A 16211-nucleotide genomic window follows, 5' to 3' on the forward strand; every position below is an offset into this window, starting at 1 on the left:
CGCGACGCCGATCCTATGTCTCGGCAGACAGGGCATGGATCGGCAGCAGGGCCGCGCCGAAGGTGATCGGCGATCCATGCAGGTTCGATATTCTGACCGGCGGGCGGCGATGATGGACCGTGGTGACGAGGTCCGCCTGATGCAGGCGATCGGCCAGCCCCTGCAGGATGGTCGATGGCAAGGTGCCGGCCAGCACGATCGCCCCTGGATCGAGCCAGGCGAAGGCGGTGTTGCTGACCATCTGCAATTGCTCGGCCGCCCGGTCCAGCCAGATGTCGATCGTCGGTGCCTGGTCGGCAGCATGGAAATCAATGTCCGCGACCGAGGATAGGTCGCAACCATTGCTGCGTAGCATCGCCAGCAGATCCAGCGGGCTGGGACGCGGCAGATGGCCGGGAAACAGGCAGCCAATCTCGCCCGCGACGCCATATTGACCGCGCATCAGGCGCCCGTCGACAATGACGCCGGCGCCAATGCCGAAGCCCAGCAGCAGCACGACGATCGTGCCGAAATCGCGCAGCAGGCCACCCAGATAATATTCGGCGATCGCTGCGGCATTGGCGTCATTCTCGATCCACAGCGGCCAGCCCATTTCGGCGGACAATATGTCGCGCAGGGGCGCGTCCCTCCAGTTGGGCAGGACGTCGACGACGCTCCACCGATCGCCGGCCGGCGACAGGGATGGTCCCGGCACCGCGACGCCCAAGCCCAGCATGCGGCGTCCCAGCAGGCCGTGCCGGTCCACCAGTTCATGCGTCATGCGCCGCACCTTGCGTGCAAAACCCTGGGGATCGATCGGCGCAACGGCCTCATGATGGGTGGCGATGGTGGCGCCGGTGAAATCGACCAGGGCGATGTCGATGAAGCCCTTGTGCGCCGTCGCGCCGACCGCATAGCCGCCATGGCCGGCCAGCCGCAGGGGAATGGCCGGGCGCCCGCGGCCCTGTGCTTCCGCGCCCGGCACTTCTTCCACCAGATTGAGCCCGATCAGGTCGCGCGACAGGCGGGTGAGGGCGGTCCCGCTGATTTCCAGCGCGGATGCCAGCGCGGAACGGGACAGTGGCCCGGACTTGCGCAGCATCTGCAGGATGCGCCGCTGGTCCTTGTCCAGGGTGGGAAATAGCATGATCGATCCCGCTATCGGTGAAAAGCGACGACCGGTTATGGCGATTTATTTATTTTCACAACAATAATTAAAAATGTCATATCGCACGGCCAGAGGCGCCCCGACCAATTCAGAGGGGACGCATCATGCTCAAGACTTTCCTTGCCTCCGGCACGGCGCTTGCCGCGCTTTGCACCATCACCACGCCCGCCCTGGCGCAGGCCGCCACCGACGCTGCGCCCGCCGCCGAAGCGGCTGCCGATGCCGGCAACGGCCCCAACGACATCATCGTCACCGGCTCCACCCGCGCCCAGCGCCGCTTCGACGTATCCTATGCGATCAACACCATCTCGGCCGAGGATGTGGAGAAGATCGCGCCTGTCAATTTCGCCGACCTGATCGGCCAGCTGCCCGGTTTCCAGACCGAAATCACCGGCGGCGAAGTGCAGAATATCTACCGCATCCGCGGCCTGCCCAATGATGGCGGCTTCGTCAGCTTCCAGCAGGACGGCCTGCCGCTGTTCCATGAAAATGACGGCGTCTTCTTCCGCGGCGACGCGATCCTGAAGCAGGATCTGATGACCGACCATGTGGAGGTCGTGCGCGGCGGCCCGGCTCCGGTCTATGCCAGCTATTCCGGCGCGATCATCAATGCCATCACCGTCACCGGCAGCGACGAAGCGCGCGGCAAGGCCCAGGTCACGCTGGGCGACACCGGCCTCTATCGCCTCGACGCCTATCAGGCCGGCCCGCTCGGCAACGACACCTATTATGCGATCGGCGGCTTCATCCGCTATCATGACGGCTATCGCGACAATGGCTTCGCCAATGACAAGGGCGGCCAGGTGCGCGCCAATATCAAGCATGATTTCGACAATGGCTCGATCAAGCTGAACCTCAACTATGTGAACGACCACAACGTCTTCTATCTGCCGATCCCGATCTCCGACCCGCGCGATCCCAGCATCTCGCTCGACAAATATATCGACTATTTCGACGGCACGATGAATTCGCCGGCGCTGCGCCACGTGAACCTCAAATATCGCGACGGCACCGGCCAGATCCAGAGCCGCACCGGCGACCTGTCGGATGGCCGCCATATGCAGATGGTCAATTTCGGCGCCCAATATGATGGCGATTTCGACGGCTGGCTGGTCTCGGCCAAGGCCGGCTATACCCAGGGCAAGCTCGATTTCAGCGCCTTCTACTCGACCACCAACCCGGCCGATGGCAACGCCTTTGCCGCAGGCTATCTCGCCCGTGCCACGACGGCTTTCGGTGCGGTCGACCATTTCGGCTATACGCTGGCCGGCACCAACACCGTCTATGATCCCTATGCGGCGTCGGGCCTGGTGATGCAGGGCCAGTATCGCGACATCCACTCGAAATTCTATTCGGCCCAGGCCAATCTGTCGGTCGCCAAGAAGTTCGAGACCGGCTTTGGCACCCATGACCTCAAGCTCGGCCTCTATGGCAGCTTCTATGGCGAGGACAGCCGCACCCTCTATCAGAATTACCTGATCGAAGTGGCCGGCAAGCCGCGCACGCTGGACCTGGTCGCCTATAATGCCGCCGGCGCGGAAATCGGCCGCGTCACCGACAATGGCGTGCTCAACTATGCCGCCACCCTCAATCAGGGCGACAGCGACGCCAAGATGTTCGCCGTCTTCGCCAACGACACCTGGGAAATCGTGCCGGGCCTGCGCATCGACGCCGGCATCCGTCACGAACGCTACAGCTACAAGGGCTGGGCCGCGCTGACCGAGGCGGCCAATCTGGGCGACACCAGCACCCTGGCGGACGACAGCACCCGCGCCTTCACCGGCGTGATCCTCAACCAGAAACTGAAGCCCAACGTCACCAACTGGACGGTCGGCGCCAATTACGACTTCTCCAGCCATGTCGGCATCTATGGCCGCGCCTCGCACCTCGAAACGCCGCCCAACGTCCAGACGGTGATGAGCATCAACCCGACCATCATCACCACCAAGGCCGATCAGTTCGAGGCCGGGCTGAAGCTCGCCTTCGGCCGCTCCTATCTCTACGTCACCGGCTTCTACACCAATTTCGATCCGTTGAACGCCAGCTTCCTGGCCTATGATCCGACCACGGGCCGCAACGATGTCAACGTGCCCTTCATCGGCGAGGCCCAGGTGAAGGGCGTCGAATTCGACGGCAAGCTGGCGCTGACCAACTGGTTCTCGCTCAATGGTGCGCTCACCATCAGCGATCCCAAATACAAGAATTTCGAAAGCTCGACCGGCGCCGATCCGGAACAGGCCGAAGGCAACCAGATCGTCCGCCAGCCCAAGGTCTACGGCAATATCCGCCCCAGCTTCGACTTCCAGACGGGCGACACCGACGTGTCGGTCTATGGGCGCTACACCTATATGGGCAAGCGCTATGTCGACCTCTACAACAACACTGCGCTGCCGGCCTATGGCACTATCGGCGCCGGCATCACGGCGCGCCATGGCAGCTGGCAGGCTCAGATCGTGGGCGACAATCTGTTCAACGCCCATGGCCTGACCGAAGGCAATACCCGCACCGACTCGCTGAGCGGGCAGGGCAGTGCCGAGGCGATCTATGGTCGCCCGATCTTCGGCCGCAACTTCCGCCTCGTCATCAGCAAGTCCTGGTGATGGCCCGTCGCCTCGGCCGCGTTGCGGCGTCGTTGATGACGATGGCGGCGGTGGCGATCACGCCCGTCCCGGCTCTGGCCGGGGCGGCGCGCGACGCCGTGACGGAGGCGCTGTCGCGGCGCCTCTTTCCTGTGCTTGATGCCCTTGGACACGATCCGGCCGCCCTTGCCGCCTTCCGCGCCCGGCCGGACATGGATGCGCTGCTCCATGCCCGCGAAGATCGCCGCACGGCATGTGCCGGCGATGTCGATTGCGTGGCACAGGCCCATATCTGGACCCCGACCGAAATCGCCCTGATGGTGCAGGCTGCGCTGTCGCTGCGTGACGTGCCGGTCGCGGACGATGGTGCCGGTGCGCAGATCCGCCGCGAGGTGGAAGGGATCAACGCCATCCTGCGCAGCTATGCGCTGGGGCAGGTGCCGGCCTATCCCGATATCGACGGCGCTGGCACGATCGACCCACGCGAGCGCCAGGCCCGGCTGCGCGCTGCTGCCTGGATGGCGCAGACGCCGCGCAAGGGATCGGCCCAGGCGCTGGATTCCAGTATCGACTATGCCCTTGCGCTGCTCGACGTCAGCGACCGCACCGACGCGATCGGCTTCGAACCGCTGACCGGCGGCCTCAACGCCCCCGCTATGGCGCGGGCCAAAAATATCGACTGGAAACGCTATCGCTACAGCGCGCTGATCGTCACCGGCGTCGGCCCGGAAGTCGACGGCATGGCGCTGAGCCCATTCGGCAAATATCATCTGCGTCTTGCCGCCAACCGCTTTGCCGATGGCGACGCGCCCTTCCTCATCCTGACCGGCGGCCGCGCCCATCCGCGCGCGACCCGCTTTGCCGAGGCGCAGGAGATGCGCCAGGCGCTGATCGAGCGCTATGGCGTGCCCGCCGATGCCATCATCATCGAACCCTATGCCCGGCACACCACCACCAATTTGCGCAACGCCACCCGCCTGCTGATGGCGATGGCGGCGCCGTTGGACAAGGATACGCTGATCGTCTGCAATCCGGGGCAGAGCGCAATGATCGAAAATCCGCTGTTCGTGCAGCGCAATGACAAGGAACTGGGCTATCAGCCCGGTGCCATCGGCGCGCGCCTGACCCCCACCGAATTGCTGTTTCGCCCGTCGCGGCTGTCCGCGCGGGTCGATCCGCGCGATCCGCTCGACCCCTGAAGGGAGGCATGATGACACGTAAACTGACCTTGGCCCTGGCGCTCGGTGCGCTGGCGTTCAGCCCCGGCGCCGCCATGGCCTGGGGCGGCACCGCCCATGAAGTGATCGATCGCGCCGCGCTCGATGCCATCCCGCAGGACGGTCCCGTGTTCCTCAAGGCCTATACCGACTATATCGCCGCCTCCGCCTCGCTGCCCGACAGCTGGCGCGGGGATTCGGAGAATTTCTCCAAGATGGAGGAAGACCCCAATCATGGCTGGTTCCGCGAGCAGTTCCGCTTCGTGAAGCCGATCCCGCGCTCGCGCTACGAATTCATCCTGGCGCTCTACAAGCGCTATGAGACGATCAAGGACAGCGATCCGGCAACCGCCGCGCGCACCAATGTCCGCTGGACCGGCACTTTGCCCTATGCCGCGATCGAGGCCTATGACCGGCTCGTCGTCTGCATGCGCCATGTCCGCAAGGCGCAGGCCGAAGGGGGCGACATATCCGTCCCGGCCCAGCATTGCGCCTTCCAGACGATCCGCCTTGGCCATTATATCGGCGACGGCGCCCAGCCGCTGCATGACTCGATCCATTCGGATGGCTGGCGCGGCGACAATCCCAGCGGCTACACCCGCGATCGCAGTATCCATGGCCGCTTCGAAAGCCAGTTCGTCGATGGCATGAAGCTGACCGTGGCGGATATCGCGCCGCGCATCGGCGCGCCCGGTCATCGCGACGGCGACATGTTCGACGCGATCCTCGCCTTCCTGGATCAGGCCGGCGATCGGATGGAATATGTCTATCAGCTGGAAAAGCGGGACGGCTTTGCCGATTTCGCCGACAAGGATGTGCGCGCCCTCGTCTATGAACGGACCGCTGCCGGCGCTGCCATGCTGCGCGACATGCTCTGCCGCGCCTGGGCGGAAAGCGCCAGCCCGCCGGCCAGGGTCGTGCCCGCGCCGCTCGATTTCTCCAACCCGCGCTTCAATCCGGAAACCGGATCGGCGCCCGACTGATCGCGTGCCTCCCGCCGTGCCAGCGCTGCGAGCAGCCGGGCATGGCGGGCATGGCCAAGGTCGAAGCGCCGCATCAGCAGGATCGCGCAAAGGCTGCCAAGGACAGGAACGCCCAGTCCCAGGCCGAGCATGCCGGCCTGGACTGCCGCAGTCTGTGCCTGCCCCGGCACATAGCCCAGCAGGCCAAGTGTCCAGCCGGTCAGACTTGAGAAGGCGGCACCGCTTGCCTTGACTACGACGAGGTAGAAGGCGAACAGGCCTGTCTCGAAGCGCCTGCCATGGCGCCATTCCACCACATCGACGGCATCGGCCAGCAGCCCCCATGGCAGCATGAACATGCTGGCGAGGCCGACGCCGATCACCGCCCCACAGATGGCCAGGGCAGGTGGCCAGGACAGGCAGGCGGCGAAACCCGCCAGCCCGATGATGCTGACTCCATGACCCATGGCGAGCAGGGCGCTCTTGCTGAAACGTCTGGTCATCGCGGTCCACAGGATCACGCCGGCGAATTGGCCGATCGTCACGGCCAGCAGCAAGGTCGCGACAAGATCGGGGCGGCGGACGACATAGCTGCCGATATAGAGCAGGGAGCGTCCGAATGCCGGTGCGGCAAATCCGGTGAGCAGGGCCAGAAGAGCCAGTGCCACGACCATCGGGTCGCGAAACGGGATGTCGATGCCGTCCTGCCTTGCGCTTTGCCGGGCGGTGCGGGCGGCACCACCGCTTGTATCGCCGCCGCAGGTCCATGCACACAGGATCATCGTCAGGGCAAAGACGGCGCCCGTCGCCGCGCCGGTGAGCGCCAGCCGATCGAAGGACCGGGTATTGCCCGCATCTTGCACCAGCGGCGTCAACAAGGTCGCGACAATCAGCGCGCTCGCCGTACTGAACAGCAGTCGATAGCCCGAAACACGGCCCCGCGCGCTGCTGTCGCTGGTCACCTGCGCCATCAGCGCATTGTGCGGCACGTCGATGATGGCATAGGCGCCCCGGAATATCAGCAAGGCCATGGCCAGCATCCATAGCTGTCGGGCGCCAAGCAAGGGCATGGCATAGAGCAGGGCGAAGGCGATCGCGCAGGGCGTCGCTGCCACCGCCACCATCCAGCGATAGCCCTTGCCGACATGCCGCAGGCGGATCGTCAGCCGCGCCGCCAGCAGATCGAAGATCAGGTCGCCGCACAGCGCGGCGAGCATCAGCCATCCCGCCGTCGTCGCGCCAAGGTTCAGCACGTCGCTCAGCAGGAACAATATCGTCAGATCCGCGCCGCTGAAAACCAGTGCCTTGCCGAAATTGCCGGAGGCATAGGCCAGCATGCGGCCATCGTCCCGTGTCCAGATCACCTCGATCGCCCCTGATGGTCGTGACCGCACGGGGAATTGCGGAATGCGTCGCGCCTAGAAGCGCATTCTTTCATTTGTGCGACAAGGGCGGTGGGAATGGGGCCGGTGACTTATCGCCATTGGCAGCCCTGGACCACGCGACAGGGCGGGCCACAGGCGGATCAGGGCCGCGTGGCCGCAGAAGGAAGCGCATGTGACAACGCGGCCTTGCTGCCCCCGAAGGGTGATTATCGCATCGATTTCTAGGAAAACTGGAGCGGGCGAAGGGATTCGAACCCTCGACCCCAACCTTGGCAAGGTTGTGCTCTACCCCTGAGCTACGCCCGCTCTTGGCGGCCGGGAGAGTGTGTCCCTCTCGGCGGGTGGCGGCGAACTAGCAGTGGTTTCCAAAGTCGGCAAGGGCTGAATTGCAGAAAAATGAAAAACTTTTTGAAAAAGGAAAAAATCCCCCGTTTTCCGGGGGTTTTGGCAGTGCGATTAAATTGGCGGGTGGCACCGGGGCGAACGCGGCTGTGGATCGGCCCATGGCGAATCGTCGAATCATGCCGCCTTTGGCCATGGCGTGCATGTATCTGCGTGATATTGGTCATGGCAGGGCATGCCGGTGGTCGCGGCTTGACAGTGGCGGGCACGACTTCCTAGTCCCCGATGCAAAATCGGACCAAGGGGACGCGCTTCATGAAAATCCTGCCGCTGCCGTTGATGCTGTGCGCGCTGCCCGGCGTAGCCGTTGCCCAGGCGCCCGATGTGACGGCGGATGAGGCCGCGTCAATCGTGGTGACGGGCACGGGCCTAAGCCTGCCGCCGGGGACACCGGCCTACGGCTCCGTGACGATCGACCGGGATCGGCTGGAGGATGCGGCGTCGGGTCGGATCGAGAGCGTGCTGGCCGATGTCGCGGGTTTCCAGCAGTTCCGCCGATCTGACAGTCGCGCGTCCAATCCGTCGAACCAGGGCGCCACGCTGCGCGCGCTGGGCGGCAATGCGTCGAGCCGGACCTTGGTGCTGCTCGACGGCGTGCCGGTGGCCGATCCCTTTTTCGGCTATATCCCCTTTTCGGCTTTGGTGCCCGACCGGCTGGCACTGGTCCGGGTGACGCGCGGCGGGGGCAGTGGCGCGTTCGGCGCGGGCGCGGTCGCCGGCACGATCGAACTGGCCAGCGCCACCCGCGACCAGATGCCGGTCTTCGGCGCCAGCGCCTATTATGGCAGCAGGGACGCGACCGAGCTGTCGGCCAGCATCGCGCCGGATCTCGGCAGCGGTTACGTGTCGCTGTCCGGTCGCTGGGACCGGGGCGACGGTTTCCAGACCACGCCCCGCGACCAGCGCGTCGCCGCCACCGTGCCGGCCGCCTATGACAGCTGGTCGACCAATTTGCGCGCGGTCGCGCCGATCGACGCGACCTCGGAAATCCAGTTTCGCGGCACCCTGTTCCAGGACAATCGCACGCTGCGCTTTGCCGGCGCCGACAGTGTGAGCCAGGGCCAGGATGCCAGCATCCGCTATATCAGTCGCGGCCGTTGGCAGGTTGATGCGCTCGCCTATCTCCAGGCGCGCAATTTCTCGAACATCGTCATCTCCTCCACCAGCTTCCGCAAGTCGCTCGACCAGCGCAACACCCCCTCGACCGGGATCGGCGGCAAGATCGAGCTGCGCCCGCCGGTGGGCGCGGATCATGTGCTGCGCATCGGCGTGGATACCCGCTTTGCCACCGGCGACATGTTTGAAGATGCCTATAATGCCGGCATCGCCAGCAACCCGCTGACAGCGCGCCGCCATGCCGGTGGCGACCAGATCAGCAGCGGCATCTTTGCCGAGGATGACTGGACGATCGGCAAGCTGGTGCTGACCGGGGGTATTCGGGCCGATCGCTGGTCGATCCGCAACGGCTTCTATAAGGCGGAGAGTGCGGCGGGCGTGGTGACGCAGGACAGCAGCTATGCCAATCGCTCCGACTGGGCATTTTCCGGCCGGGCCGGCGCGCTCTACCATATCAGCGATGCGGTGGCGCTGCGCGGCGCGGCCTATAGCGGCTTCCGGCTGCCGACGCTTAACGAGCTGTATCGACCCTTCGTCGTCTTCCCGATCACCACCCAGGCCAATGCGGCACTCAAGCCCGAGAAGCTCAAGGGCGTGGAGGGGGGCATCGACCTGACCCCGGCGTCGGGCGTGCAGCTCTCCGCCACGCTCTTCTACAACCGGCTCGACGATGCGATCGCCAATGTCACCATCGACAGTGTCACCCGCAAGCGGCAGAATGTGAACGCGATCGTGGCCAAGGGCGTGGAACTGACCGCCAGCGCGCAACTGCCGGCCGATTTCTCGCTGCTCGCTTCCTATGCCTATAGCCACAGCAAGGTCGATGCGCCGGGCATGGCGTTCGATGGCTTCGCGCCGGCGCAGGTGCCGCGTCACTCGGCCAGCGCGACGCTGGCCTGGGCGCCCAAGGCCGGGCCTGAACTGTCGGCCACGCTGCGCTACACGGCCAAGCAATATGAGGATGACCTGCAGGGCGACGTGCTGCCCGATGCGCTGACGCTCGACGCCATCGCCCGGCTGCCGATCGGCCATGGCATCAGCCTAGTTGCGCGCGGCGAGAACCTGTTCGACGAGGATGTCGTCACCCGCAATGCCGGTGGATCGATCGACCTGGGTACGCCCAGGACGCTCTGGATCGGCGTCACCGTGCGCGGTTGAGCCGATTCCCGTCGCGCAGTTTCTTGCCCTCGCCTGGCTGCTGCTGGCGAACCTGATGGCCTTCATGCTGTTCGGGTTCGACAAGCGCCGGGCCGTGCGGGGGATGGCGCGAATCCGCGAGCGGACCTTGCTGCTCTGGGCGCTCGCAGGGGGGACGCCGGGTGCATTTGCCGCCCGCCACCTTTTTCGTCACAAGACGCGCAAACAGCCTTTCACCCGGTGGCTATGGCTGATCGCCGCGGCGCAGGGGCTGGTTCTCGCCGGATGGGCGATGATCTGATTTTTCATCTGTCGGGGGAGAAATGGTGCTGCCGGCGAGGATTGAACTCGCGACCTCAGCCTTACCAAGGATGCGCTCTACCACTGAGCTACGGCAGCACTCTATTTCGTCTCCGTCGCGCCGTGCGCTTCGGAGGTCGCGCCTATGGCCGCCCCATTGCCTCCTGTCAAGGCGGGTTGCGGCAGATAATGCATTTTGCTTATGCGCTTTGTCATGAGCGAGACCCAGGACGAAAAGAAAGCAAGGCTGGCGCAGGCGCTGCGCGACAATCTGCGGCGGCGCAAGGCCCAGAGCCGCGATGTGGCGCGGGAAGGGGCTGAGCCCACCCCCGCGCCGGAATCGTCCAAGGACTGATTCGGATTAGAGCGGCGCGCAGGCCGACTGGAGCCAGGCCAGCGCCTCGCCTTCGAGCTGCGGGCCGACCACGGCCAGCACCTGCGCATGATAGGCGTCGACCCAGGCGCGCTCACCGGCATCCAGCAGGTCGGTGGCGATGGCGTTGCGGTCGATCGGCGCGAAGGTCAGGGTCTCGAAACTCAGCATCGGCTTTTCGCCGCCGGCGATCGCCCGCTCTTCGACCAGCACCAGATTCTCGATGCGGATCCCATATTCGCCGGTCTTGTAATAGCCCGGCTCGTTCGAGAGGATCATGCCCGCCACCAGCGGCTCGTCGCCGCCGCCGAAGGTCGCGATCCGCTGCGGCCCTTCATGCACCGACAGGAAGCTGCCGACGCCATGCCCGGTGCCATGGGCATAATCCAGCCCCTGAGCCCAGAGATATTGGCGCGCCAGCACGTCGAGCTGGCCGCCGCGCGTGCCGACCGGGAAGACCGCGCGGGCCAGCGCGATATGGCCCTTCAGCACCAGGGTGAAGCGCTGCTTCATCTCTTCGCTAGGGCTGCCGATGGCGATGGTGCGGGTGACGTCGGTGGTGCCGTCACGATATTGGCCGCCCGAATCGACCAGATAGAAGCTGCCGGTCTCGATCGGGCGGTTGGTCTTTTCCTCGACGCGATAATGGACGACCGCGCCATTGGGGCCGGCGCCGCTGATCGTGTCGAAGGACAGATCCTCCAGCAGGCCGGTATCCTTGCGGAACGCTTCCAGCCGGTCCGAGGCGGAAAGTTCGGTCAGGCCGCCCTTGGGCGCTTCCACCGCGATCCAGTGGAGGAAGCGGCTCAGGGCCGCGCCATCGCGCGCCTGCGCCGCCTTGTGGCCGGCAATTTCGGTGTCGTTCTTGATTGCCTTGGGCAGCACGGCGGGGTCGCGCAGGCTGAGTATCTGGGCGCCGCCGGCGTCGAGCGCCTCGAAGATGGCGGCAACGGCGCGCTCGGGGTCGGCGACGACGGTCTTGCCCTTGAGGTCGGCGAGCGCATCGGCAAAGGCGGCGCGGTCATGGATGCGCACCGCATTGCCCAGATGCTTGGCAACCGCCTCGTCCATCTTCTCCGGCGCGACATAGAGGTCGGCGGTCGCATCTGCATGGACGATGGCATAGGCGAGCGCGACCGGGGTACGTTCGACATCCTTGCCGCGGATGTTGAAGGCCCAGGCGATCGAATCGAGCGCGGAGAGGACGGCAGCATCCGCCTTCTTCGACACCAGCCAGTCGGCGATGTCGGCGCGCTTCTCGGCCGCATTCTTGCCGGCATAGCGATCCTCATGGACCACCAGCTTGGCGTCGCTGGGCGCCGGGCGATCGGGCCAGACGGCATCGACGGGGTTGGTGTCGACCGCGACCAGCTCGGCACCCTTCTGGGCCAGCGCTTCGGTGGCCTGCTTCACCCAGGCGCGGGTGTGCAGCCAGGAATCATAGCCGATGTGCGCGCCCTCGATCGCATGGTCCTTCAACCAGGCGGCGATCGAGGTCTGCGGCACGCTTTCATATTGCCAATGGGCGCCATCCACCTGCTCGCGCACCTGCAGCGTGTAGCGGCCGTCGACGAAGATCGCGGCCTCCTCCGGCAGGACCACGGCGCTGCCGGCCGAACCCTGAAAACCGGTCAGCCAGGCGAGCCGCTGGGCATAGGCGCCGACATATTCGCTCATATGCTCGTCGGTCAGGGGGACCACGAAACCATCGAGCTTCTGGCGTACCAGCTGGGCGCGCAGGGCCTTCAGGCGATCTTCATAACTGGACATCGAACTTCCCTTGGATCATTCCGGCCTCTTGCGTTGGCCATAATGCCGACAACATAGAGGGGCCGGCGCGCTTATTCCAGCGCAGCCCCCGTCTGGACCATGGATAGTTAATGACCGATCAAATGCAGCCGCCCCTGTCCCCGCCGATCGCCGAACGCCGCCCGCACAGTTTCGCGCATCATGGCATCACGGTGGACGATCCTTACGCATGGCTGCGCGACCCCGGCTATCCCGACGTCAAGGACAAGGATGTGCTGGCCTATCTGGAGGCCGAAAACGCCTGGTTCGAGGGCGCGATGGCGCCGCACAAGCCCCTGCTCGACACGCTGTTCCACGAGATGAAGGGGCGCATCAAGGAAGATGACCAGTCGGTTCCGCAGAAGGATGGCGACTATATCTACTGGCGCGCCTTCGAGACCGGGGCGCAATATCGCAAATGGTATCGCAAGCCCGCAGCAGGCGGTGACGACCAGCTGATCCTGGACGAACCGGCGCTGGCGCAGGGCCATGACTATTTTCGTCTCGGCGCCATGTCGGTCAGCCCGGACGGCCGCTATCTGGCCTATGCCATCGACACCAATGGCTCCGAACGGTTCGAGGCGCGGATCAAGGATCTGTTTTCGGGTGAAATCCTGCCCGAAGTCATTCCCGACACATTGTCGTCGCTGGTGTGGACCAGCGATTCAAAGGGGCTGCTCTATGGCCTGGCCAATGAAAATTGGCGGACCGACAATGCGCGGCTGCACTGGCTGGGCCAGGATGTGGCGAGCGACGTCGAGCTGTTCCATGAGGATGATGAGGGCTTCCGCGTCTCGATCGGCCTCACCTCATCGGAAAAATGGATCGTCATCGCGACCGGCGACCATGTCACCAGCGAAGCCTGGCTGATCCCGGCCGACAATCCGACCGCGACGCCGCTGCTCGTCTCCGCGCGCAAGGCCGGCCGCGAATATGATGTCGATGAGCATGAGGGCACGCTCTACATCAAGACCAACGACACCCATCCCAATTTCCGGCTGGTGAAGGCATCGCTCGACGCGCCCGACCAGTGGGACGAAGTGATCGGCGCCGACGCCCATTTCTACCTGACCGACTTCACCCTGTTCAAGACCTTCTACGTCACTGAAGGACGGCAGGACGGGCTCGACCAGATCGAGCTGCGCGATTATGCGACCCATGCGGCAAAGCGCATTCCGTTCCCGGAAGCCAGCTATTCGGCGAGTCTCGACGACAATCCCGAATATGAGGTGACGAAGCTGCGCATCGGCTATGAATCGATGGTCACGCCCGACACCATCTATGATTATCATCTGGCAACGGGTGAGTTGGAGATACTCAAGGTCCAGGAAATTCCCTCGGGCTATGACGCCAGCCGCTACGCCACCGAGAGGCTGATGATCCCGGCGCGCGACGGCACGCAGATTCCGGTGTCGATCGTCTATCCCGCCGACTTCCCCCGCGATGGCAGCGCGCCGCTGCACCTTTATGGCTATGGCGCCTACGGTCTGGCGATGGAGCCGGGCTTTTCGACCAGCCGCCTGTCGCTGCTGGATCGCGGCTTTGCCTTTGCCATCGCCCATATTCGCGGCGGCGACGATATGGGCCAGCAATGGTATCTGGACGGCAAGCTCGACAAGCGCACCAACACCTTCACCGATTTCGTCGATGTCGCGAAGGGGCTGATCGATCTTGGCTATTCGGCCAAGGGCAGGATCAGCATTTCGGGCGGATCGGCCGGCGGCGAGCTGATGGGCGCGGTCATCAACTCCGATCCCGACCTGTGGGGCGCGGTGGTGGCGCATGTGCCGTTCGTCGATGTGCTCAACACCATGCTGGATGAGACGCTGCCACTGACGCCGGGCGAATGGCCCGAATGGGGCAATCCGATCGAGGATGAGGCCGCATTCCGCACCATCCAGTCCTATGATCCCTACACCCATGTCCGCGCGCAACATTATCCGCCGCTGATGGTGACCGCTGGCCTCAACGACCCGCGCGTCACCTATTGGGAGCCGGCGAAGTGGGTGGCGAAGCTGCGCGCCACCAAGACCGACAGCAATATCCTGCTGCTCAAGACCAATATGGGCGCGGGACATGGTGGCAAGTCCGGGCGGTTCGAGAGCCTGCACGAGACCGCCGAGGAATTTGCGTTCATCCTGTGGCAGCTGGGAGTGGAAGGCTGATGGCGTCGAGCTTCACCAAGCAATTCACCGCGCGGCCCGAGGATATCGATGTGCTGGGCCATGTGAACAATGCGGTGTGGGTGCAGTGGATGGAGCAATTGTCGGTCGAACATTGGATGACCGATGCCGACCCGGCCCATGTCGATGCCTATATCTGGGTCGTGACCCGGCATGAGGTCGATTATCGCGGCAACGTGACCGAGGGCGATGTCGTGTCGGGCCGCACCTGGATTCCGGAAGGACCGCGCGGCGCGCGGTTCGACCGGCTGATCGAGTTCACCGGACCGGACGGCAAGGTGAAGGTGTCTGCCAAATCCACCTGGGCGATGATCGACAAGGAAAGCGGCCGGCTGATGCGGGTGCCGGCCGAGGTAGCCGCCAACTTCATCGAGGGCTGAGCCGGCCCAGCTTCAGCGGGCGCTGACGGCCTGGGAGAGGGCGCGTGCCGCCTGTACATAGGCCGGTCCGCCGCACACGGTCCAGGCCTGGGGCAGGCTGATGCGCGCTATGTCGCGTAGCACGGGATGATGGAGCATTTCGGTGCCCTGGTCGGTGACGCGGTCGGTGGCGCTCTCGACGATCAGATAGTCTGGCCGTGCCGCGACCATCTCCTCCAGGCTGACCTGCGCGATCGCCGGCTTGCCCAAGTCGGCGGCCAGGTTGCGCAGGCCCGCCCGCGTCATCAGGCCGTCGACCAGCGTGCCGGTGCCGGTCATGTAGCCGCGCCGCTGATAATAGGCCGCGACTTTGGGCTTCGGCGCGCGGGGCAGGGCGGCAAGCTCCCGGTCCATCCGCGCGATCATCGCTTCGCCGCGGTCGGCATGGCCAGTCGCCTGCGCCACGGTGCGGATCGACGCGATGATATCGGCATAGCTGTCCGCGCTCTTGAGATCGACGGCGGGATAATGCTGGGCCTTGAGGATCGCGATCGCCGGATTGCGCCGTGCCGGCATGCCGATCACCAAGTCTGGATTGGTCGCCAAAATCTGCTCGGCCGATCCGTCGAGGATGGGCAGGCCCTTCGTTACGGCCGCCACCGCCGACATCTGCCGATCGCCGGCATTATGGGTCAGGCCGGCAATCTGGTCGCGATCGGCCAGCGCGACCAGCAATTGGTCGGCGCACAGGTTGAGCGACACGATCCGTTGCGGACGTTTGCTGGCACTGGCAGGCTGGCGCGCGGTAGCCGCCCATAATGTGGCGCCACCGACCAGGGCGATCATCAGGGCGATCATCCCCTTGCCGGGGCCGATGGGCGCAAAAATCCGCATGGCCATCTCCCTTAGCCCGCGCGCTCCGCCAGGCAAGGAAGATTGACGCTCCAGTCGGGCTCGCCTATCGCCCGGACTGCGACAGGTTCCCCGGCAGCGGGGATGAAAAGGGAATGGGGTTCAAGACCCCGGCTGCCCCTGCAACTGTGAGCGGCGAGCTTTTGTGCCACATGCCATTGGGACCGCAAGGTTCTGAGAAGGCGGCATGAATCAGCGATGACCCGCGAGCCAGGAGACCTGCCCATCGCGGTCGTCCTTCGCGCGGACAGGGTGTGCCGAGCGGACGGGGGTGAACCCGCGTGGCGACAGGTGGACCGCATAGGTGCGGGGACCATGTCGCGCCCGGCCGGGCACCGATATCGTCCCTGG

11 protein-coding genes, 2 tRNA genes, 1 pseudogene and 1 riboswitch are annotated in these 16211 nt (G+C 64.9%); of the genes and pseudogenes, 8 read left to right on the top strand and 6 right to left on the bottom strand.

Annotated features, from left to right (window positions below; translation table 11 throughout):
• Nucleotides 1-13: 13 nt before the first annotated feature.
• The gene (locus tag VHN57_RS22295; protein ID WP_004209531.1) at nucleotides 14-1126 is read right to left on the bottom strand and encodes an ROK family transcriptional regulator; all 1113 of its coding nucleotides are present in this window, start codon (nucleotides 1124-1126) and stop codon (nucleotides 14-16) included.
• A 125-nt stretch (nucleotides 1127-1251) separates the two neighbouring features.
• Here VHN57_RS22295 and VHN57_RS22300 point away from each other — a divergent pair, with 125 nt between their 5' ends.
• Genes VHN57_RS22300 through VHN57_RS22310 form a run of 3 tightly spaced genes read left to right on the top strand, consistent with a single transcriptional unit; the run spans nucleotide 1252 to nucleotide 5926 of the window.
• Nucleotides 1252-3747 carry a TonB-dependent receptor gene (locus tag VHN57_RS22300; RefSeq protein WP_423285558.1) on the top strand — a complete coding sequence of 832 codons (2496 nt, stop codon included), beginning with the start codon at nucleotides 1252-1254 and terminating at the stop codon, nucleotides 3745-3747.
• Nucleotides 3747-4925, top strand: coding sequence for a YdcF family protein (locus VHN57_RS22305; RefSeq protein WP_313393918.1), 1179 nt, complete (start codon nucleotides 3747-3749; stop codon nucleotides 4923-4925). The genes VHN57_RS22300 and VHN57_RS22305 overlap by 1 nt, the downstream gene beginning before the upstream one ends.
• Before the next feature lie 8 nt (nucleotides 4926-4933).
• The gene (locus VHN57_RS22310) at nucleotides 4934-5926 is read left to right on the top strand and encodes a phospholipase C/P1 nuclease family protein (RefSeq protein WP_343546418.1); all 993 of its coding nucleotides are present in this window, start codon (nucleotides 4934-4936) and stop codon (nucleotides 5924-5926) included.
• A 68-nt stretch (nucleotides 5927-5994) separates the two neighbouring features.
• Here the strand turns inward: VHN57_RS22310 and VHN57_RS22315 are convergent.
• Nucleotides 5995-7242 (bottom strand): annotated as a pseudogene (locus VHN57_RS22315) (MFS transporter); the annotation flags it as partial.
• A gap of 279 nt (nucleotides 7243-7521) precedes the next feature.
• A tRNA-Gly gene (locus VHN57_RS22320) sits at nucleotides 7522-7596 on the bottom strand.
• A gap of 351 nt (nucleotides 7597-7947) precedes the next feature.
• Between VHN57_RS22320 and VHN57_RS22325 the strand changes: the two genes are divergently transcribed.
• Nucleotides 7948-9966: a TonB-dependent receptor gene (locus VHN57_RS22325; protein WP_423285561.1), complete on the top strand. Its 2019-nt coding sequence runs from the start codon at nucleotides 7948-7950 to the stop codon at nucleotides 9964-9966.
• Between the two features lie 55 nt (nucleotides 9967-10021).
• Nucleotides 10022-10246: a DUF1294 domain-containing protein gene (locus VHN57_RS22330; protein WP_169862570.1), complete on the top strand. Its 225-nt coding sequence runs from the start codon at nucleotides 10022-10024 to the stop codon at nucleotides 10244-10246.
• 23 nt (nucleotides 10247-10269) lie between these two features.
• Here VHN57_RS22330 and VHN57_RS22335 read toward each other — a convergent pair.
• Nucleotides 10270-10344 (bottom strand) — tRNA-Thr (locus VHN57_RS22335).
• A gap of 115 nt (nucleotides 10345-10459) precedes the next feature.
• On the opposite strand from VHN57_RS22335, the gene VHN57_RS22340 reads away from it, so the two are divergent.
• Nucleotides 10460-10600 (top strand): hypothetical protein, encoded by a 141-nt coding sequence (locus VHN57_RS22340; protein ID WP_164522487.1) that lies wholly within the window; start codon nucleotides 10460-10462, stop codon nucleotides 10598-10600.
• A gap of 6 nt (nucleotides 10601-10606) precedes the next feature.
• On the opposite strand, the gene VHN57_RS22345 is transcribed toward VHN57_RS22340, so the two are convergent.
• On the bottom strand, nucleotides 10607-12388 hold the full coding sequence (locus VHN57_RS22345; protein ID WP_423285564.1) for an aminopeptidase P family protein: 1782 nt from the start codon (nucleotides 12386-12388) through the stop codon (nucleotides 10607-10609).
• Nucleotides 12389-12498: 110 nt separating this feature from the next.
• Here VHN57_RS22345 and VHN57_RS22350 point away from each other — a divergent pair, with 110 nt between their 5' ends.
• Nucleotides 12499-14571 carry a S9 family peptidase gene (locus VHN57_RS22350; RefSeq protein WP_314715635.1) on the top strand — a complete coding sequence of 691 codons (2073 nt, stop codon included), beginning with the start codon at nucleotides 12499-12501 and terminating at the stop codon, nucleotides 14569-14571.
• Nucleotides 14571-14969 (top strand): acyl-CoA thioesterase, encoded by a 399-nt coding sequence (locus VHN57_RS22355; protein WP_069336575.1) that lies wholly within the window; start codon nucleotides 14571-14573, stop codon nucleotides 14967-14969. Before VHN57_RS22350 ends, VHN57_RS22355 begins: the two co-directional genes overlap by 1 nt.
• Before the next feature lie 12 nt (nucleotides 14970-14981).
• Here VHN57_RS22355 and VHN57_RS22360 read toward each other — a convergent pair whose 3' ends face one another.
• Complete coding sequence (locus tag VHN57_RS22360) at nucleotides 14982-15842, bottom strand: ABC transporter substrate-binding protein (RefSeq protein ID WP_423285566.1); 861 nt, start codon at nucleotides 15840-15842, stop codon at nucleotides 14982-14984.
• A gap of 66 nt (nucleotides 15843-15908) precedes the next feature.
• A riboswitch (cobalamin riboswitch) is annotated at nucleotides 15909-16101 on the top strand.
• Nucleotides 16102-16211 lie beyond the last annotated feature (110 nt).

Source organism: Sphingobium salicis subsp. salicis (assembly GCF_049472635.1).
Classification (GTDB): Bacteria; Pseudomonadota; Alphaproteobacteria; order Sphingomonadales; family Sphingomonadaceae; genus Sphingobium; species Sphingobium yanoikuyae_A.